Origin of the sequence: uncultured Phyllobacterium sp. (assembly GCF_902479695.1) — a bacterium.
Taxonomy (GTDB): Bacteria; Pseudomonadota; Alphaproteobacteria; order Rhizobiales; family Rhizobiaceae; genus Phyllobacterium; species Phyllobacterium calauticae.
Window position 1 is genome coordinate 1 of the sequence record NZ_CABSQF010000048.1, and the last position, 19,102, is coordinate 19,102.

Sequence of the window (19,102 nt, forward strand, 5' to 3'; positions counted from 1 at the left end):
CCCCCCCCCCACCATGAGGCCCCCGCCGATACCGGTTCCCAGCGCAATATAAGCAAGATTATCGATGCCCTGCCCCTGGCCCAGCCAGTTCTCACCAATGACGGCAAGATTGACATCGTTCTCCAGCATGACGTCGACGCCGAACGCGCGTTCAAATGCCGTTGCCACATCCATGGTGTCGAAGCCGGCAATATTGGGCGCAAGCAGGATACGGCCGGTATTGCTGTCCGGCGCACCCGGCGCACCGACGACGGCAAGCCTGATCTTCTCGCGCGGGATAGCCTGACGAGCGGCCGCCTGAAAACACATGTTTGCGATCTGGTCGATAACCGCCTGCCCGCCCTTCGGGTCCGTCGGCGCCGTATCCTCGGCAAAGACCTGGCAGGCCAGATCGACGATGGCCACACGCACCTTCGTGCCGCCCAGATCAACGGCGGCAATATAGGCTGCGCTTGGAATAAGCTCATAGGTGACCGCCGTGCGCCCGACGTGACCGCTGGTACGTCCGGTTTCCTGAACCCAGCCTTCCGCTTCCAGCTGGCGGACAATCTCCGAAATGGTCTGTTTCGACAGGCCTGTCTGCTTGGAGATCGAGGCCCGCGAAATCGGACTACCCTGCACGATAGCTTCGATTACAGCCCGCTGGGAGAACTTACGGGACAGGCGCACAGCTTCGTTCAACACAGCCTCACATATTTAGTTCGTTCTATCACCGAACTAATAACGTCTCGTCAAACTTGTCAAGCGTGCAACGCCAAAAATCGAACTATTGTTGTGGCAGGATGAAGAATGTCGACCGGGAGCGATTCAGGGGCATGGAGCCATCGACAAGACTGTCTATGGCACGGGGCCGGTTGCCGGGCCTTGCGGCGATATCCGGGCATAGGCGAGATCTGGTTCGACAGCCAAACCCGACGGACCGCGCCGATCGGTTTTAATCAACTGGCGGCTCACTATCTCGTCTCAAGCGGAGACACGACGCACACTTTCGAGCGCGTCAGGAACCGCACTTCGCGGCCATTGTCGAGCGAGAACATGCCGCCGCGGCCCGGCACGACATCGATGATCAACTCGGTATGTTTCCACACGCCATATTGGGAGGCGCTGATATAGACCGGTGCGCCGCCGATTTCACCCAGACAGACGTCCTGGTCGCCGATGATGAAGTCCCCTTGGGCGTAGCACATCGGCGACGAGCCGTCGCAACAGCCGCCCGACTGGTGAAACATGATCGGCCCGTATTCCGCCTGCAGCGTCCGAATGAGATCGAGAGCAGCGATCGTGGCACTGACCTGATTTTGCATGATGCCTCCCCAATGGTGACGCTGGCAGCGCCACGCAGGCGCCGCCAGCTTTGCAACGTCAGAGTGCTCAGAAGAATCCGAGCTTCTTCGGGCTGTAGCTGACCAGCATGTTCTTGGTCTGCTGATAATGATCCAGCATCTTCAGGTGGTTTTCCCGGCCGATGCCCGACTGCTTGTATCCGCCGAATGCCGCATGCGCCGGATAGGCATGGTAGCAGTTGGTCCAGACACGCCCGGCCTGAATGGCCCGGCCGAAGCGGTAGCAGGTGTTTGCATCCCGGCTCCATATGCCGGCACCCAGGCCGTAAAGCGTATCGTTGGCAATCGACAGCGCTTCGTCATTGTCCTTGAAGGTGGTGACCGAAACGACCGGACCAAAGATTTCCTCCTGGAAAATGCGCATCCGGTTATGACCCTTGAACACCGTCGGCTTCACATAGAAACCGCCGGCGAGATCGCCGGCCAACGCGTTGCGTTCACCGCCGGTCAGCACTTCAGCGCCTTCCTGCTTGCCGATATCGATGTAGGACAGGATTTTTTCCAGCTGCTCGCCGGAAGCCTGGGCACCGATCATCGTCGCGGGATCAAGCGGGTCGCCCTGGACGATTGCCTCGACACGCTTCAGCGCGCGTTCCATGAACTTGTCGTAGATGGATTCATGAATGAGGGCGCGGCTTGGGCAGGTGCAGACCTCGCCCTGATTGAGGGCAAACATGACGAAGCCTTCAATCGCCTTGTCGAAGAAATCATCATCGTCCGACGTCACATCCTTGAAGAAGATGTTGGGTGACTTGCCGCCCAGTTCCAAGGTCACCGGAATGAGATTCTGGCTGGCATACTGCATGATCAGGCGGCCGGTTGTCGTCTCGCCGGTAAAGGCAATCTTGGCAATGCGCGGACTGGATGCAAGCGGCTTGCCTGCCTCGAGGCCAAAGCCGTTGACGATGTTCAGAACGCCCGGCGGCAGGAGATCACCGATCAGTTCCGCCAGCACCAGAATGGAAGCCGGTGTCTGTTCCGCCGGTTTCAGCACCACGCAATTGCCGGCGGCCAGTGCCGGCGCGAGTTTCCAGATTGCCATCAGGAGCGGGAAATTCCACGGGATGATCTGGCCGACAACGCCCAGCGGCTCGTGGAAGTGATAGGCGACGGTATCATGGTCAATCTCGGAAATGCTGCCCTCCTGCGCCCGGATCACGCCAGCGAAGTAACGCAGGTGATCAATCGCGAGTGGCAGGTCTGCGGCGGTCGTCTCGCGGATCGGCTTGCCGTTGTCCCAGGTCTCGGCCTGCGCCAGCAGTGTCAGATTGTCCTCCATGACCTGCGCGATCTTGTTGAGGATGACGCTGCGTTCGGCAACGCTGGTGCGGCCCCACGCATCCTTGGCCGCATGGGCCGCATCGAGGGCTGCCTCGACATCGCTGGCGTCGGACCTGGCAATTTCGCACAGGACCTGGCCGTTCACCGGCGAGGTATTGTCGAAATACCGTCCCGACTTCGGTTCGACAAACTTGCCGCCGATGAAATTGCCGTAGCGCTTCTTGAAATTGGGTCGAATGGTGCGGTTGAATTCTACCTTGTTCATGGTGTTCCTCCCTGTTGCAGGGGCCTCCGCGCCTTGAAAACTTCGGAAAGGCCATCTGCACGCTGATTGATACCGCCTCCTGCGGCCCGGAGAGGATCGCGCGCGGAGGTGCGGGTGTCATCCCGCACCGACCATGCGGGCGAGCGCATTGTCTCACTTTTGAGACAATTGCCCGTGGCAATCAGCGAATACGCCGCAGCGTCAGTGAATACCGAGTTTCTTCAACTTGCGATGCAGGGTGGCACGCCCCATACCCATCATCGTGGCGGCAACCGAGATATTGCCGTCAGCTTTGGCAAGCACGCGCTGGATGACGCTGCGCTCGGCGGCGGCAAATTCCTGCTCCACATCCATGCTTTGCCCCAGGAGACTGGCCGCCGGCAGCGGCTTGCTCAAGGATTCATCGGTGAGACCCAGAACATGCCGGACAGTGCGGGAAGCCCCGATGACAAGGTCGTCTTCATCGACGGCAATCAGCGCGCTGGCACTGCGCTCATAGCTCACATCCGGCCCGAGCTTGGCGAGCATGATCCGCGCCTTGGGGAAGGCCAGACGAAAATTTTCCGCTTCCACGCGGCGCGCGGCATCAACGACAGCCATGGCGATCAGTTTGACGAAATCTTCCGTGAGGTCGTGACGCGCGGATGATACGTCAATGGCCGCCATCAGGCGCCCGCAATGATCGAAAATGGGCGCAACCGTGCAGGACAAGGCCGTATTGCGGCTGCGGAAATGCTGATCCCGGTGGATCGTCAAAGCCCGCTGTTCGGCCAGGGCGGTTCCAATGCCGTTCGTGCCTTCGCGTTCCTCGCTCCACACCGCTCCGGTCCACAGACCAATCTTGCAGAAGGTCGCATCGTCCGAAACGCTGCCACGGCGGTCAACCGGCACGCCGTCCTTATCCGCCAGGAGCACGCAGCATCCGGCACCGCCAACGGCGGAATAGAGACGGTCCAGCGTCGCCTGCGCGGTGGTGATTAACGATCCCAGCCGTTCGCGGGCGTCCGTCAGTTCCCGTTCGCTCAAAAAATCCGGCAGCGTCCCCTCTTCCGGATTCAGCCCGTAGAGACGCATGGAGCGCCCCCAGGAGGCAACGAGCGCAGATTGCGCAGCGGCACTTCCCAGAAGGGCGGACTGGATGTGTTCCGCATGCTGTCCATCGTACCGCGAAGCCATCGGTCTCCTCCCAAAGTCCAGGCGTCCTGACCCTAGGGTAAGCTAGTTTGCTTTTCGGTCAAGGCGGGTGAAGCAGCACGCGGCTACACGGCCGCGTGCTGCGTTGTTTTCACGCTAGGACAGGTGATGCACCGTTTGAAGACCATAGACCGGTGTCGGAATACCTTCCATGCGGGCCTTCAGCTGGAGCGACAGATACTGTGAGTAATGGCGTGACTGATGCAGATTTCCGCCATGGAACCACAGGGCCTGCTGCTGCGTCGGCTTCCACATATTGCGCTGTTCGCCTTCCCATGGTCCCGGATCCTTCGTGGTGTCCGAACCGAGCCCCCAGCACTTTCCGACCTTGTCGGCGACCTCGCGCGAGATCAGGTCCGCCGCCCAGCCGTTCATCGAGCCGTAACCGGTGGCATAGACAATCAGATCGGCTGGGAGTTCCCGCCCATCGTCCAGCACGATACCGCCTTCATTCAGTTCGCGGATATTCACGCCGCTGATCAGCTTGATCTTGCCGTCGGCGATAAGGTCGCAAGCACCGACATCGATGTAATAACCGGAACCGCGGCGCAGGTATTTCATGAACAGTCCGGACTCATCGTCACCGAAGTCCAGCATGAAGCCAGCCTTTTCCAGCCGCTCGTAGAAGGCCGCATCCTTCTGACGGATCTTGTCGTAAACCGGCTTCTGGAACTCATGCATGATACGATAGGGCAGCGAGGCAAAGATCAGATCGGCCTTGCGTGTGGTCATGCCGTTGGCGACGGCGCGCTCGGAATAGAGATCGCCCAGGCCGATTTCCATCAGGGAATCGGATTTGACGATGTGGGTCGAGGAGCGCTGCAGCATGGTCACGTCAGCGCCCGCTTCCCACAGCGCTGCGCAGATATCGTGGGCGGAATTGTTGGACCCCACGACCACGACTTTCTTGCCCGCATAGGCTTCAGGGCCGGGGTGCTGGGACGAATGCTGCTGCTCGCCCTTGAATACGTCCATTCCCTTGAATTTCGGCCAGTTGGCTTTGCCGGACATGCCGGTGGCCAGGACGAGCTGCTTCGGCCGCAGCGTGATCTCCTTGCCGTCGCGCTCGACGATGACGGTCCATTCATTGCGTGCATCGTCGAACTGTGCCGACTTGCAAACCGTCGAGCTCCAGTAATTCAGCTCCATCACTTTCGTGTACATCTCGAGCCAGTCGCCGATCTTGTCCTTGGGGGCAAAAACCGGCCAGTTATCGGGGAACGGGATGTAGGGCAGATGGTCGTACCAGACCGGATCGTGCAGGCACAAAGACTTGTAGCGCTTGCGCCAGCTGTCCCCCGGCCGCTCGTTCTTTTCGATGATGATGGTTGGTACGGCAAGCTGCCGCAACCGGGCCCCGAGGGCAATCCCGCCCTGTCCGCCGCCAATGATGAGGCAATAGGGCTGGACGGAGTAGCCAAGCTCAGCCGCTTCCGTCTCGCGCTTTTCCTTCCAGCTCTTCCGTCCGGGTTCGCTGCCATGCTGCGCACCCATGGGCCGCAGAAAACCCTTTGGTTCCTCATGTCCCTTCAATTCGGACATGGTCGTCAGCAGCGACCATATGCGGCCGTTCCTGAGGCGGATGTGCCCGTATCCCCGCGCCGCGCCGGTATCAAATTCGATCCAGCCCTGGGTGACACCGTCATCCTCGGTGGCAACTTCGTTCATATCCTGCCGCAGGTCATGCGGTTTGATGCGCGCCAGCTGTTCGGTCAGCATGGCACGGATCTGATCATGGCCTTCAAGGGTCTTCAGGTTCCAAGTAAACGTGACAAGATCACGCCAGTAGCAGTCCTCCTGAAACAGGTTGACTGCCGCTTCAATATCGCCGTTCGCGAAAGCCTTTTCGAGCTTCCCGAGTACCGTTTCAATCTTTTGGTGGGGGCTGTCGTCAAGCATGAAATCTCCTCCATTCTGCCTGCCAATCGTATGAACTCTGCAAGATCGGATGCGGGCTCCTCCAGCCCGCACGACCTATGACGTCAGATCGATCAAAATCTTGAGATGCTTTCCCGCAGGATCAAGCAGGGTATCGAAACCCTCAGTCACCGCTTCATCCAGGGTGATCCGCTTGGTAACGACCTTATGTGCAGGCAAGAGACCTGAACTGATCAGTCTGATGACCCGCGGCCAATAATGCGTCGGGTAGGCCCACGATCCGCGGATATCGATATCCTTGAAGGTGACCTGGAACCAGTCGAGCGGATTTTCGTATGGATGAAGCCCCGTTTGTACCACCACGCCCTGCTTGCGGACGGCATCGGTACAGGCTTTCAAAGCGTGTTCGTTGCCCACGCATTCAATGGCAATGTCGCAACCGACACCGCCTTCGGTTCTCGACCGGACGATGTCGCCGACCAGCTCGCGCTTCGGGTTGATGGTGATCAAATCCGGCAGGATGCCGCCCGCCAGTCCCAGCCGCGTATCGTTGATATCGGAGAGGAACGGTTGGGCGGCCCCGGCAGCCGGGGCCGCAAGCAGCGTCAACACGCCAATCGGCCCCGCGCCGGTCAAGAGACCCCTGCTCCCGGCTGTCCCCCCGCCACGATCGCAGGCATAGACCGCCACGGCGGCGGGTTCGACCAGCGCCGCTTCCTCGTCGGTCATTTCATCCGGGATGCGCTGCACATTGTATTCATTCAGCAGCGCATATTCCGCCATGCCGCCGGACTGCCAGCTCAACCCGGCCAAGGCCAGATCCGTGCTCAGGTGAAAAAGACCGCGATCGGCAAAATAGTCGCCGGAGCGCGGCATGATCAAAGGCTGGACGGAAACGCGATCGCCCGGTTTAACCGACGTCACCCCCGCGCCGACCGCTTCAACGACACCGCCGAATTCATGCCCCAAGATCTGCGGCCCACTGGCCCTGGTGAACGGATGCGGCTCAACCGGAATAAAGATGGGCCCCGACACATATTCGTGCAGGTCCGTTCCGCAAATGCCGACAAACCGGTTGCGGATCAATACCTGCCCGGCCTGCGGCGCCGACGAAGGCGCGTCGATATTTTCAAGACGAAGGTCTTTCGCCGCATGGAAACGCAGTGCTTTCATTCATTCCTCCCGGCCCCGTTTCGCGACAAGGCCTGTCTGTTGTTCGCATCAAGCTTCCCGCATTGCGATCAACGCAAGCAGCTGGTGTGCGAAAGCACTGCAAGGAACGTGCCAGCAGCCGGAGTTTCCTCTATCTGACTGACTTTCAAATGTTTTTATGACGAAGGAAGAATTGGCGACAGCGCGGTTGTTGCAATTCGCCACAGCTGTGGCGCGACGCCCTGCAACAGTTGCAACACCAGAACAGGCCTGACATCAATGCGCTGCCTTTTGGCGGACGCGGCGCAGCTGCCTGTGTACGGTTGAACGGTCGACACCAAGCAGGCGCGCCGCAGCGGAAATGTTTCCGTCCGTTGCCGCCAGAGCTTCCGTCAACCGGGAGTGTTCATCATGCCGTTCACGGCCTGCGCTGGCCGGATGATTTTGGGCCTGTCGCTGGACGTGCTCGGGAAGATCCGTCAGGTCTACACGCCCGTTTTCACAGAGTGCCGCCGCAACATCAAGAACATTGAAAAGTTCGCGGATATTGCCCGGCCAATTGTGCCGCCGCAACGCCAACTGCGCTTCGGCGGAAACGACCGGAGCCGAACCCGTATCCGCCGTGCATTTCTTCAGGATTTCCGCGAGCAGCCAATCAAAATCGCTGCGGTTCCGCAGCGCCGGCAGTGACAGGGTGGCGGCGTTCAGGCGATAGAACAGGTCCTGGCGGAATGTGCCGTTGCGCACGAGTTCGGCAAGGTCGCGGTGGGATGCGGAGAGAATGCGTACATTGACCGGTTTGGCCCGCGATGCGCCGAGAGGCAAAACCTCGCCTTCGGCCAGCACCCGCAGAAGCCGGCTTTGCAACGCCAAAGGCATGTCACCGATTTCATCGAGAAACAACGTGCCGCCATCGGCTTCCTCGACAAGCCCCTTGCGCCCCTTCGCCAAAGCTCCTGTGAAGGCACCCGGCGCATAACCGAACAGCTCGCTCTCGATAAGCTGCTCCGGCATGGCCGCACAATTGACGGCAATAAAGCGTCCGCTGGCACCACTGCTGTCATGAATGGCGCGCGCCAGATATTCCTTGCCTGTACCGGTTTCGCCCTGGATCAGAATCGGCAATGACTTGCCGGCAAGCTTTGCTGCCTTTGTCTGCAGCCCAGCCAGATGCGGATCGCCGCCGCTCAACCGGCGCAGCGAGGCGGGGATGCGCTCCTGAACAATCGGTGCACCGCGCGATGGGTAGTGCGGTTCTATCGCATGCGCAAACAGAACATTGCCGTCCCGCGCAAAGACCAGCCGGTCTTCGGACGGCCTCGTGCGGGTAAGATTGCCGAGATCGTCGACATCCATATCGAAAAACCGCGATATGGACTGCCCGATCAGATTCGCCGGCTGCCGCCAATCGAGCCCGGACGCGCGTGCCATGATCTTTGCGCCGTCGTGGGTCATGCCGATAATTCGCCCCGCACCGTCGATCGAGATCGCCGCTTCCGGATCGACGTCGAGAAATTCAGGAGAGCGCGAAAAACGCAACACCCACTCATTGCGCGTCTGGGCCATGAGATTGGCAAGCTCGATCCGCCGCGCCGTAGCCGTTACCAGGTGCAGCGCCAAGTTCTGGCTCGTCTTGATTTGCGGCGAACGCAGCAGCGAAATATCAAGCACGGCCGAAAGCTGCCCTTGCGCGTCATAGATGGGCGCGGCGGTGCAGGTCAGCGGTGTATGGGTGTTGTCAAAATGATCGGTCTGATGAATCGTCAACGGCTCGCCTGTCTCCAGGCAGGAGCCAACGGCACAGGTGCCTGCCCGCGCCTCCGACCATTCCGAACCGAGATAAAGACCCGCCTTGCGCAGATTGTTGTCGAACAGCGGATCGCCGAGGAATTCAACGGTGATCCCGTCGCGATCGGAAAGAAGCAGCACATAATTCTGGCCGGCAACATGACGAAACAGGTTTTCGAGTCCCGACCGCGCGATTGAAATCAACTGCTCCGACTGCTGCCGATGCTCGCGCAACTGGGTTTCGGGAACGATGTAGGCCTCGCATGCCTGTGCCGGGTCCAGCCTGTGCTGCTTGATGCAGCGCAACCAGGATTCAACCACGGTTTCATCACGGTTGGTCGAACCTCCCAGACTCACCGTCTCGATTTCGCGAATATGGTCCGAATGCAGCGACATGAGATTTTGCCATGCGCCTCCCAGCGCACCGCTCTCCCTTCTTCAGCCAGACCAGTCTGCACGAGTTGGACCAATTGTAAATGCGCGGGGACTTCACAACTCCATGCAACCATAAGTCACAGTGCTGCGCCGCGGCCGGTATACCCCCGACCTATCCAGCGCGCCGGTCCGCCAAAATGTCCGCGAGGAAATTCTGAACATGGCCGAGCACCTGCATGCGATCGTGCGAAATACCGGGAACAAGATCGAATTTCACGGAGACACCGGCACCTTCAAAGGAGCGCCGAAGGGCCGACAGCCGTTCCGGCCGCGTGCGCCCCGCATCGTTTGCGCCCGGCATCCAGTTTGTACTGCCCTCCGGAATGGTGATTTCCCATGTTTCCAGGTCGGCATCGCCGACGACCATATGCATGGCGATACGGGCCAGTTTCTCCCGGTCGAAGGTGATGCCAAATCGTTCCTGCAGATTGCGGATACCCACCCACCAGTCCTTGTCCGGATCAAGCAGGGTCACGGAACCGGGCGCGCCGATTGAGGCGGCCCAAAGTTTTTGCGGATGCAGTATGGCAAAGCGGTGGGTGAAGTGACCGCCGCCGGAGAACCCGAACATGGCGAACATATCCCAATTCTGCTGGTATTTTGCGGCAACCTCCGCAACCATGTCCAGAAGAAGCAGATCGTACCGGATATCGCCCTCGATCATGAACTTGTAGCCGCTGCGCGCGTCATCGCCCCGGACGCCGACGGGGAAAACCGGGCAAAGAATGGCGCAGTCGTTCCACCGGCCGAATTCGGCAAAGCCATCGCGGAAATCGAGAAACGATGTGCGTCCCGTACCGTGCACGGCCACCAGAAGATCGACCTTCCCGCCCTTGCCGACGATGGGAGGCACGTAAAGGCAATAATGAAACCGGGGATCGGATTTGCAGGCAAAAATGGCCGTGCGGCCAAGATCATAGATCGCTTGCGCTCGGCTTTCAGATGATGGTGACATGCTATTCCTCGCTACGATGATTCAAGACCGGCCACCGGCGGATTTCCTGCCAACCTCGTCAAAACGCCATCCCAGTTCGACGCCGCCATTGTCGGTGCTGAACAGAGCGGGAATGGCCTGGAGCAGTTTGCGGGTATAATCCTGTTGCGGATTGTCGAAGATCGCATCACGACTGCCCTCTTCGACGATGACACCGTTGTTCATGACGATGACCCGGTCGGCGATCTGCTCGACCACAGCCAGATCATGGCTGATGAACAGGCACGAGAAGCCGTGCTTTCGCTGCAGCTCGGCGAACAACTTGAGCACCTGCGCGCGGACTGTCACATCCAGTGCCGAAACCGGCTCGTCAGCGATGACGAATTGCGGCCGCCTGACAACGGCGCGGGCAATGGCCACGCGTTGCCGCTGGCCGCCGGAAAGCTGGTGCGGGAAACGCGCAGCAAACGCCGAAGACAGGCCCACTTCGTCAAGAACTTCCGCGACACGCGCGCTCTTTTCTTTGCTCGTCAGTTCCGTCGAATGGCGAAGTGCCTCCCCGATCAGGCTGCCAATCGTCATGCGCGGATCAAGCGACGAATAAGGGTCTTGAAACACCATCTGACAATTGAGCCGATACTCCGCGTAGTCGGCCGCCGATGTCTGGACCGACTTGCCGTTGAAAAGGATTTTGCCATCCGTCGGTTCGATCAATCCGGCGATGGTGCGCCCCAAAGTGGTCTTGCCCGATCCCGATCCGCCGACCACCGCCACAACCTCTCCGGGCATGACGCTCAGGCTGACGCCGCTCAGGGCACGCTTGGGCTGCCCCTTGCGCAACAGGCTGCGGCGCGCGGCAAAGTCGACGATGAGGCGATCGACAGTGATCCGCGCCACCGGCGAGACCTCCACGACCCTTGCGGGCATGCGGTGCGGCAGGGCGGAAAGCAGTTTGCGCGTATAGGGATGCTTCGGCGCACGCAGCAGATCCCGGGTATCTCCCTGCTCGACGATTTCGCCCTGCGACATGACGACAACGCGGTCCGAATATTTTGCCACCATCGCCAGATCGTGGCTGATCATGAGAACCGCCGTGTTGTTCTCGCGTGTGAGGTCAACCATCAGTTCGAGCACATCGCGCTGGACCACCGCATCCAATGCCGTGGTTGGCTCGTCGGCAATCAGCAAGGCCGGTTTGAGCAGCATCACGGCAGCCAGCATGATGCGCTGGCGCATGCCGCCGGAAAAATGATGCGGCATAGCTGCAAGCGCCGTCTGCGGATCATTCAAGCCAACCCGGGCCAGCATGTCGACAATCAGCCTATGACGCTCCCGTCCCGTCAGCCGCCGGTGCAGCCGCAGGCCCTCTTCCAGCTGGCGGCCGATCGTCATCGATGGATTGAGCGATGTCATCGGCTCCTGGAAAACCATGCCAATCCGGGCGCCACGCAACGCCTGCAGCGCGCGCTTTTGCATGCTGCCGATTTCCCGTCCTTCGAAACATATCGTTCCGGCGGTACGCTGCACCGCTGGGGGATTGAGGGCAATGACCGCGCGGGCAGCCATCGACTTTCCGGAACCGGACTCGCCGACAATTCCGACGATTTCACCCGCTTTGACATTGAAGCTGATGGTCTTGAGTATCTGAATTCCCGTTCGTGCCACCTCAAGGGAAAGGCCGCGCACATCGAGCAGTGGTGTGTTCTCCTGCATCGTCAGCCCCTCATCCTTGGATCGAGTTTGTCACGCAGAGCGTCACCAAGCAGATTGATCCCGAGCAAGGTCAGCGAGATGCAGAGACCCGGAAATATGGCCAGCCACACCGCCTGGGATATGAAGGGGCGTCCGCTCGCAAGCATGTTGCCCCATGTCGGCGCGGGCGGCGGCACGCCGAGGCCGAGGAAGCTGAGCGCGCTTTCGGCAAGCAGCACCCAGCCGAACATCGACGTGGCGAGGACCGTAAGCGGTGCGACACAGTTGGGCAGTATGTGGCGGCCCATCGTATAGGCGTTCGAGTTGCCCATGACACGCGAGGCTTCGATGAACTCCCGCTCGCGCAGTGACAGCACGTTGCCGCGGACAATCCGCACGACAGTCGGGGTATAGGCGAGGCCAAGCGCCAGAATGATGCCATACTTGTTCGCCCCGACAATCGCGAGCAGCCCGAGCGCCAAGAGGATGCCCGGGAAGGCGAGCAGCGCGTCATTGAAGGTCATGACGATCCGATCGACCCAGCCGCGGAAATAGCCCGTCAATATCCCGATCAGGGTGCCGGCGGTTACGGCGAGCGCCACGGTGAGCAGGCTTATCCAGAAACTGGTCGCAGCACCGGCCAGCAGCCGGCTGAGCACATCGCGGCCGAACTCATCCGTTCCCAGCCAGTGGGCGGCGCTTGGCCCGGCAAGTTTGAGCTTGAAGTTGAGGCCGAGCGGATCATAGGGCGTCCATACCGCCCCCATGAATGCCCCGGCCAGCAATGTTCCAATCAGTGCGCTTCCAAGGAGCGCATTGGGAGCGAGATTTCTCATTCGGCAGTCACCCTCGGATCAAATAGGGGATAGAGCAGATCGACAATGAGGTTCACCAGCACGTACACCGTTGCAATGAGCAGAAGGCAGCCCTGGATCACCGGATAGTCCCTGGCGAAAATGGCATCGACAAGCAAACGTCCGAGACCGGGTATGGTGAACACCGTTTCAACCACGGCGATACCACCGAGCAGATTGCCGAGGACGATGCCGATCAGGGTCCAGGTCGGGCCAAAGGCATTCTTGAACGCGTGCCGCCAGAGGACCGCGGATTCCGACAGGCCCTTGGCCCGGGCGTGGGTGATGTAATCCAGCTGCATGACTTCCAGCGTCGAGGCGCGCGCCATGCGCAGGATCACGCCGATCTCGTGCAGGAAGAGCGTTACCACCGGCAGGATGATATAGAGCAATCCCTGCGGAAGGTTCTGGGACATGGAGACATAACCCAGCACCGGAAGCCAGCCCAGCTTCAGCCCGAAGAACAACAGCAGGAGCAGCCCCATCCAGAACGCGGGGATGGAGAGCAGGATGGTTGCGCCGCCGACCAGCGCCACGTCCGTCATGCTGTTTTGTCGCCAGGCGGCAATCATTCCTGCAGGCACGGCAACGATGCTCGCCAGGAAAACTGCGATCAGGACGATTTCCGCACTGATGCGCAAACGCGCCAATATCAGCGGCAAAACCTCCTGCTGGTTGGTGATCGACCGGCCAAAGTCGCCGTGCAGCAGATTGCCGAGCCAGATTGTGAACTGGGCCGGAATGCTTTGGTCGAGCCCCAGCCTGGCGCGCAGGTCCGCAAGACTCGCCGGATCCGCCAGGTCACCCAGCATCAGCGATGCCGGATCACCGGGAATGAGGCGGATGAGAAAGAACACGGACACCGCCACGATGAACAATGTCGGGATCGCAGTGCCAACGCGGGTAATGGCGAACTTCAGCATGCTGACCTCTCGGGCTTACGGGAACACAGCGTCTACTGCTCGAGACCGAGCTCCCAAAGCCGGAGTTTTGCCTGCCAGACAGGTATGCCCTTCAAGCGCTTGCTGTTGACGGTTTCACCCGTGCCATTGCAGTAAATGATCAGGGGAACATCATGCAGCAGCTTTTTGTGAAGCTCGTCGAAGATGACCTGCCGCTGCGCCTGATCGGATACTTCCATGGCTTTGGCAATCAGCGCCAGCGCCTCCGGATTGTCCCAGACCTTCCGCGGCTGTTTGTCCTTGGGCCCGGCGAACTGCTCGAAACTCAGAGCCGGATCGAGACGCGCGGAATAGGAGAAGGACATCATCTGGTATTTACCGGAATTGTAGCGGTCGAGCTGGGTTGACCAGTCGAGGACCTCAATGCGGGCGTTGATGCCGACGGCCTGAAGCATGGCCTGTGCCACCACCGCCGCATCGAAACTCGGTGCGGTGGGACGCTTGTTGGCGATGATGTTGATTTCCTCGCCCTTGTAGCCGGCTTTGGCGAGCAGGTCCGCCACCTTTGCCGGATCAGGGGCAAAGGCTTCTTTCTGGATCTCGCTGTAGTAGCGCGAGCCGGGGAAGATCGCGGAATTGTTGGGGCGGCCGGTTCCGTTGGTCGCCTGCGCGACGAGGGTGGGAAGATCGAGCGCCGCGGCGATGGCTTGCCGCATCTCCACCTTGGAAAGCAGCGGATCTTTGGTCTGCATCAGGAATGTATGCTTGGACGCTTCCGCTCCCGTCGTTACGGTGAAATTCGCATTGGCTGAAAACTCCGGAATGTCGGTGCTCAGAACCGATGCGACATCCAGCGCGCCGGACAATAGACCGGCTTTCACCGTCGCCGGATCGGGTACGACAAGGAATTTGATTTCCTTGATCAGCGGGCGCTTGGAGCCGACATAGCCATCGGCCTTGTCTACGCCCGGCGAAACATAGTTTTCAAAGGCGTCGAGGGTGATGTATTCCCCGCGCTTCCAGTTGCCGAACTTGTATGGCCCGGTGCCGATGGGCTTGTCCCAGCTGCCATCGGCCTTGACCGACGCCTTCTGCAGGACAGCGGTCATCCCGCAATCCGTGCGCGCCAGCGTATCGAGAAAAATCGCGCTCGGGTGATTGATCTTCATGACCACGGTTTGCGGATCGGGTGTCGTGACGGCGTCCACCTTGAGGCCATTGCGGCCGTCGAATTCCGGCAGGCAGCGCCACTCGGTCTTTGGGTCCATGTAACGGGTCCAGCTCCACAGCACGTCGGCAGCGGTCAACGGCTCTCCATTATGAAAGGTAACGCCGGACCTGAGCTTGAACGTGTAGGTCAGCCCATCCGGCGAAAGCTCGAAGCTCTGCGCAAGCAGCGGTCCAACGGAGCCGTCTTCTTTATAGCCAACGAGACCCTCCACCGTGTGCAGGACCTCCGCATCCGTATAGTCGTCGCGGTTGACGCCGGGATTGGAACTGCGGATGTCAGCCGGAATTGCCGCGGTAATCGACTGGGCGGCGGCAGGCGCCGCGATCAGCCCCAATGCCAATGACATCAAAATAGCATTCTTCATATTCTGAACCCCATTATTCATTCGGGCTTAGGTGCCCGTTGGTTGAAGAAGGAAAGATTTCCGCCCCTTAAGCGGCCGCGACTTGAACCGGGTCCGACCGAAGGCTGTAACGGGTGAAGTTGCGGTTGATGGCCGGCAGGCAGGCAACCTCCATGGTGCCGCTGGCGGGATGCATGATGACCATGGCAACCGTGGCCGAGAGGTTCCCTTCGGTGTTCAATCTCGGCGGCCTGCAAACGGCATAGGGCGTCAGGAAGTCATCGAAGAACGCGCGCTTCATATCGGCAATACCGAGTTTTTCCCCGGCTTCCTCCAGTATCTTGCGCACGCGCCAGTCACGGTACGGGCTTTCCGGCACATGCGGCAGTCCTGTGTCCCGGAGTTTTGAAAGTGCCACGGGGCTCACCCAATGGTTGGCGTGAACAACCAACCCATTGGCCGGTAGTATATTGAATACCTCATCCGGCGCGCACTCAAGGTCGATTGCAAAACCCGCGCCGGTCGAAAGGATCATGTTGTTGGAGCAGGCCTTCGGCGTTCCCGCCACCGCCCGCATCGCAAGGGCGAAATGCTCCTGCTCCAAAGCCTTGCGCCGGATCAGCGCCAGGGGGACGCCCTGCTGCCGGTAGTCGCGATCGGATTCAAGATAGTTTGCGGTGATGCAGACGCCGGCGCTGTTCATGCCGTTCCGCGCAAGACCGCCCGCTTCGACGAATGTCAGGAAATCCGGGCCGTCCTCCTGCAGAACCCGCAAGACGATGGCCGTCTCGGCGCACTCCGTCTTCCAGTCCCAGTTCTGGCCGTGAATAAGAGTGCCGTCCAGGCTTCTCTCGGGAAGAATGACCGCGCCGGTGCACCCATCATCGATCTCATCTTCCTCGTCCAGCGGCGCGTTCTTTTCCAGACGCGCCTTGGCGATGACTTCGGTGCGCGCATTGATCATGACGATATCGTCGAAAGCAACGCCAGCGCCCTCGGCGATGCCTCGCATCTCCTCGATGTAATGCGCACCGAAATTCGCGATTTCCCCGGCAAACTCCTCGATAAGCCGCGTCTTTTCGGATGCGCTGTAGCCCAGCTTGGCAAGCTGGTCGCCATACAGCGCAACGCTTTTTTTCACGCGCTCGGGCACCGCAGCACCGTATTGGCGCCCGCGCTCAAACGGCGCCCCGGAGACGGTTACGAAGGGAAAGGATGTCGGATATGAACTCATCGCTGCGCCTTATAGTGTATTTTGTTTAATTTACGTACACTTTAGTACGTAATGATTGCGTGTCAATTGGCTTTTATGCAAAAATAAGCCTCATAGGATATGGAGCTAGGATTGACCGTCAGTGACCTGCAAATAGAAATCGCCCGCCAGATCGTTTCCTTGGCCTCGTCGGAGCGCTGGCCTGTCGGGGAGCGCGTATCGGATTTTGCTTTGGCCAGAAGGCTGGGGGTCTCACGATCGCCGATCCGCTCGGCCCTTGCCTTGCTGGCGAGCCGCGGCGTTCTGGCTCATGCGCCCGGCCGGGGCTATGTCCTGGCTCTCCTGCCTGATGGCAACGGCGATATCGATGGTATCGCGCCCCCGTCGGAGCTGGAAGACATCCACAAACGGCTGATGGCTGACCGGGCGACGGGCGCAATACCGATGGAGGTATCAGAGACGCTGCTGGCGGAGCGTTACAGCTCCACACGCGGAACCATTCGCAAAGTCCTGCTGCGGTTTGCCGCCGAAGGCCTGGTCCAGCGCCAGAGGGGCCACGGCTGGGCCTTTGCCGAAAGCCTCGATACCGACCAGGTGGAGGAGGAAAGCTATCAGTTCCGCATGATCCTGGAATGCGGCGCCCTGCGGCATCCGGGCTTCAAGGTGGACAAGGACCATCTTGCTTCCATCCGCGCCGCGCAGGCGGATATCATGCGCATCCCGCCCGCATCGGTTCAGCGGGATCAGTGGTTTAACGTCAATGCGTCGTTCCACGAAGCCCTGGCGGTCTGGTCGGGCAATCGCTTTCTCGTTCAGGCCGTTCGCCAGCAAAACAGCCTGCGGCGCATTACCGAATATGCCTATTTCGAAAGGCTCCCGCACGAACGCATCCGTCAGGTCTGCATCGAACACATTGCCATTCTCGACGCCCTGTCCGAGAACGACGTGATCTTTGCCGAGGCCCTTTTGCGCCGTCACATCGAAGGCGCAAGCCGCTATGAGGTGGAATGACCGGATGTGGGACTTACAAGTCTCGGGTCATAATCAACCTGTTCCTGCCGTGATTCCCAAAAAAACAACCATAACTAGAAATAAAGACTTCAGACGATAGAAACTGCCGACATATTCGCGTATTGCAGACAGCGATAAATATGTGCGGGGGTGCATCCAATGAATGAAGCCATTCGGGAACTTTTGGCTAAGGTAGGCGGTTTGCCGGTCGCGGTCGATCAGATCAGCGATGAAGAAGACCTATACAATGCGGGGTTGTCCTCGTTCGCCTCTGTCCAGCTGATGCTGGGCATTGAGGACACATTCGATATCGAATTTTCGGACCAGTTCCTCAACCGCAAATCCTTTGCCAGCATCAAGGCTATCGAACGGACAGTGGAAGCGATCCTCAAGAACAATGAGGACGCCTGATGAACGCCGGCGCCGGTAACAGTCTGCAGCAGCGCGCGTCGCGCGTTGCCGCCATCGCCGCCCAGTTCGCCGACAATGTCGATACCGAAGCACGCTTTCCGCGCGAAGCCATCAATGCGATGAAGGCCGAGCATCTGCTGGGTATCCAAGTTCCCACCGATCTTGGCGGCGAAGCGGCGCAGGTCGAGCAGATTGCGGAAATATGTTCCATTATCGGACAGTCCTGTGCTGCCAGCGCGATGATTTTCGCGATGCACCACATCAAGCTGTCGAGCCTTGTCGAACATGGCCAATCCGCGAAATGGCACCGGGCCTTCATGCACCGGGTTGCGGCCGAACAGCTGCTGCTGGCGTCTGCAACCACCGAAGGCGGCATTGGCGGGGATTTGCGCAACAGCCTATGCGCCATCGAAATTGACGGCGATACCTGCCGCCTCGAAAAGAACGCGACAGTCATTTCCTACGGCACCGAAGCCGATGCGATCCTGATCACGTCCCGCTCGGGCGCGGAGGCCGCATCTTCCGACCAGGTCATGACCGTTTTTGTCAGGGATCAGTATACGCTGGAGAAGACAAACGGCTGGGATACCCTCGGCATGCGCGGCACCTGCTCGGAAGGCTTTGTTTTTCGGGGAACCGGCAATGCCGAACAGATCCTGCCCCACCCTTTCGCGGAAATCGCGGCGCAGTCCATGCTGGCCATGGCACATCTCCTCTGGAGCGCGCTCTGGTACGGCATTGCAGTCGATGCCGTAACCCGGGCCCAATCCTTCGTCAGGGCGGCAGCCAAGCGTACGCCCGGCGTTCAACAGCCGGGAGCATTGCGCGTCGCCGAAGCGTCGAACATGCTGCAGATGCTGAAGTCCGAAATCGTCGCCTGCCTCAATACCTACCGGCATGCCAAGGACGACAGCGACAAGCTCGCCTCGATGGGCTTTGCCATCACGATGAACAACCTCAAGGTTGGCGCATCGCAATCCATTCTGCAGATCATCAATCATGCCATGCTCGTCTGCGGCATCATGGGTTACAAGAACGGAACACCCTACAGCCTCGGCCGGCATTTGCGCGATGCCAATTCGGCACAGCTCATGGTCTCCAATGAGCGCATTCTTGGCAACACGGCCACGATGCTGCTCATCCATAAACAGAACACCAGTCTCTTGGGGTAACAC

Annotated in this window: 16 protein-coding genes; 3 read left to right on the forward strand and 13 right to left on the reverse strand. The window is 59.8% G+C overall.

The features are described from left to right. From RDL77_RS20980 to RDL77_RS21040, 13 genes are all read right to left on the reverse strand, one after another. A partial coding sequence (locus RDL77_RS20980; protein ID WP_288194582.1) for an ROK family transcriptional regulator occupies nucleotides 1-681 on the reverse strand: 681 nt, incomplete at its 3' end. 272 nt (nucleotides 682-953) lie between these two features. Continuing rightward, a complete protein-coding gene (locus RDL77_RS20985; RefSeq protein ID WP_288194583.1) occupies nucleotides 954-1,304 on the reverse strand; it encodes a DUF779 domain-containing protein in 351 nt (116 codons plus the stop codon). A 67-nt stretch (nucleotides 1,305-1,371) separates the two neighbouring features. Further along, nucleotides 1,372-2,889: an aldehyde dehydrogenase gene (gene adh / locus RDL77_RS20990; RefSeq protein ID WP_223615254.1), complete on the reverse strand. Its 1,518-nt coding sequence runs from the start codon at nucleotides 2,887-2,889 to the stop codon at nucleotides 1,372-1,374. A gap of 201 nt (nucleotides 2,890-3,090) precedes the next feature. Then, nucleotides 3,091-4,065: a GAF domain-containing protein gene (locus RDL77_RS20995; RefSeq protein ID WP_288194584.1), complete on the reverse strand. Its 975-nt coding sequence runs from the start codon at nucleotides 4,063-4,065 to the stop codon at nucleotides 3,091-3,093. A 114-nt stretch (nucleotides 4,066-4,179) separates the two neighbouring features. Next, nucleotides 4,180-5,982 carry an NAD(P)/FAD-dependent oxidoreductase gene (locus RDL77_RS21000; RefSeq protein ID WP_288194585.1) on the reverse strand — a complete coding sequence of 601 codons (1,803 nt, stop codon included), beginning with the start codon at nucleotides 5,980-5,982 and terminating at the stop codon, nucleotides 4,180-4,182. Between the two features lie 75 nt (nucleotides 5,983-6,057). Beyond that, complete coding sequence (locus tag RDL77_RS21005) at nucleotides 6,058-7,134, reverse strand: 2,3-butanediol dehydrogenase (RefSeq protein WP_288194586.1); 1,077 nt, start codon at nucleotides 7,132-7,134, stop codon at nucleotides 6,058-6,060. A 255-nt stretch (nucleotides 7,135-7,389) separates the two neighbouring features. Beyond that, the gene (locus RDL77_RS21010; RefSeq protein WP_288194587.1) at nucleotides 7,390-9,297 is read right to left on the reverse strand and encodes a sigma-54-dependent Fis family transcriptional regulator; all 1,908 of its coding nucleotides are present in this window, start codon (nucleotides 9,295-9,297) and stop codon (nucleotides 7,390-7,392) included. Nucleotides 9,298-9,448: 151 nt separating this feature from the next. Beyond that, nucleotides 9,449-10,291, reverse strand: a complete 843-nt coding sequence (locus tag RDL77_RS21015) for an alpha/beta hydrolase (RefSeq protein ID WP_288194588.1) — start codon at nucleotides 10,289-10,291, stop codon at nucleotides 9,449-9,451. Between the two features lie 21 nt (nucleotides 10,292-10,312). After that, nucleotides 10,313-11,983: an ABC transporter ATP-binding protein gene (locus tag RDL77_RS21020; RefSeq protein WP_288194589.1), complete on the reverse strand. Its 1,671-nt coding sequence runs from the start codon at nucleotides 11,981-11,983 to the stop codon at nucleotides 10,313-10,315. Nucleotides 11,984-11,985: 2 nt separating this feature from the next. Beyond that, nucleotides 11,986-12,798 carry an ABC transporter permease gene (locus RDL77_RS21025; RefSeq protein ID WP_223615261.1) on the reverse strand — a complete coding sequence of 271 codons (813 nt, stop codon included), beginning with the start codon at nucleotides 12,796-12,798 and terminating at the stop codon, nucleotides 11,986-11,988. After that, entirely contained in the window at nucleotides 12,795-13,739 is a 945-nt protein-coding gene (locus tag RDL77_RS21030) for an ABC transporter permease (protein ID WP_288194590.1), read from the reverse strand. The genes RDL77_RS21025 and RDL77_RS21030 overlap by 4 nt, the downstream gene beginning before the upstream one ends. A gap of 32 nt (nucleotides 13,740-13,771) precedes the next feature. Beyond that, complete coding sequence (locus tag RDL77_RS21035) at nucleotides 13,772-15,313, reverse strand: ABC transporter substrate-binding protein (RefSeq protein ID WP_288194591.1); 1,542 nt, start codon at nucleotides 15,311-15,313, stop codon at nucleotides 13,772-13,774. A gap of 67 nt (nucleotides 15,314-15,380) precedes the next feature. Next, the gene (locus RDL77_RS21040) at nucleotides 15,381-16,526 is read right to left on the reverse strand and encodes a C45 family peptidase (protein WP_288194592.1); all 1,146 of its coding nucleotides are present in this window, start codon (nucleotides 16,524-16,526) and stop codon (nucleotides 15,381-15,383) included. Between the two features lie 111 nt (nucleotides 16,527-16,637). Between RDL77_RS21040 and RDL77_RS21045 the strand changes: the two genes are divergently transcribed. The 3 genes from RDL77_RS21045 to RDL77_RS21055 all read left to right on the forward strand — a co-directional run bounded on the left by RDL77_RS21045 (nucleotide 16,638) and on the right by RDL77_RS21055 (nucleotide 19,099). Further along, nucleotides 16,638-17,516 carry a GntR family transcriptional regulator gene (locus tag RDL77_RS21045; RefSeq protein ID WP_223615265.1) on the forward strand — a complete coding sequence of 293 codons (879 nt, stop codon included), beginning with the start codon at nucleotides 16,638-16,640 and terminating at the stop codon, nucleotides 17,514-17,516. 159 nt (nucleotides 17,517-17,675) lie between these two features. Beyond that, nucleotides 17,676-17,927: an acyl carrier protein gene (locus tag RDL77_RS21050; protein WP_223615266.1), complete on the forward strand. Its 252-nt coding sequence runs from the start codon at nucleotides 17,676-17,678 to the stop codon at nucleotides 17,925-17,927. Beyond that, the gene (locus tag RDL77_RS21055; protein ID WP_288194593.1) at nucleotides 17,927-19,099 is read left to right on the forward strand and encodes an acyl-CoA dehydrogenase family protein; all 1,173 of its coding nucleotides are present in this window, start codon (nucleotides 17,927-17,929) and stop codon (nucleotides 19,097-19,099) included. Before RDL77_RS21050 ends, RDL77_RS21055 begins: the two co-directional genes overlap by 1 nt. The last annotated feature ends 3 nt before the right edge of the window (nucleotides 19,100-19,102 follow it).

Bases quoted from the DNA above. Each gene is read 5' to 3' on its own strand.
- RDL77_RS21030 (WP_288194590.1), bottom strand. From the start codon at position 13,739: ATGCTGAAGTTCGCCATTACCCGCGTTGGCACTGCGATCCCGACATTG.
- RDL77_RS21000 (WP_288194585.1), bottom strand. From the start codon at position 5,982: ATGCTTGACGACAGCCCCCACCAAAAGATTGAAACGGTACTCGGGAAG.
- RDL77_RS21040 (WP_288194592.1), bottom strand. From the start codon at position 16,526: ATGAGTTCATATCCGACATCCTTTCCCTTCGTAACCGTCTCCGGGGCG.
- RDL77_RS21005 (WP_288194586.1), bottom strand. From the start codon at position 7,134: ATGAAAGCACTGCGTTTCCATGCGGCGAAAGACCTTCGTCTTGAAAAT.
- RDL77_RS21035 (WP_288194591.1), bottom strand. From the start codon at position 15,313: ATGAAGAATGCTATTTTGATGTCATTGGCATTGGGGCTGATCGCGGCG.
- RDL77_RS21025 (WP_223615261.1), bottom strand. From the start codon at position 12,798: ATGAGAAATCTCGCTCCCAATGCGCTCCTTGGAAGCGCACTGATTGGA.
- RDL77_RS21020 (WP_288194589.1), bottom strand. From the start codon at position 11,983: ATGCAGGAGAACACACCACTGCTCGATGTGCGCGGCCTTTCCCTTGAG.
- RDL77_RS20985 (WP_288194583.1), bottom strand. From the start codon at position 1,304: ATGCAAAATCAGGTCAGTGCCACGATCGCTGCTCTCGATCTCATTCGG.
- RDL77_RS21055 (WP_288194593.1), top strand. From the start codon at position 17,927: ATGAACGCCGGCGCCGGTAACAGTCTGCAGCAGCGCGCGTCGCGCGTT.
- RDL77_RS21050 (WP_223615266.1), top strand. From the start codon at position 17,676: ATGAATGAAGCCATTCGGGAACTTTTGGCTAAGGTAGGCGGTTTGCCG.
- RDL77_RS20995 (WP_288194584.1), bottom strand. From the start codon at position 4,065: ATGGCTTCGCGGTACGATGGACAGCATGCGGAACACATCCAGTCCGCC.
- RDL77_RS21015 (WP_288194588.1), bottom strand. From the start codon at position 10,291: ATGTCACCATCATCTGAAAGCCGAGCGCAAGCGATCTATGATCTTGGC.
- RDL77_RS21010 (WP_288194587.1), bottom strand. From the start codon at position 9,297: ATGTCGCTGCATTCGGACCATATTCGCGAAATCGAGACGGTGAGTCTG.
- adh (WP_223615254.1), bottom strand. From the start codon at position 2,889: ATGAACAAGGTAGAATTCAACCGCACCATTCGACCCAATTTCAAGAAG.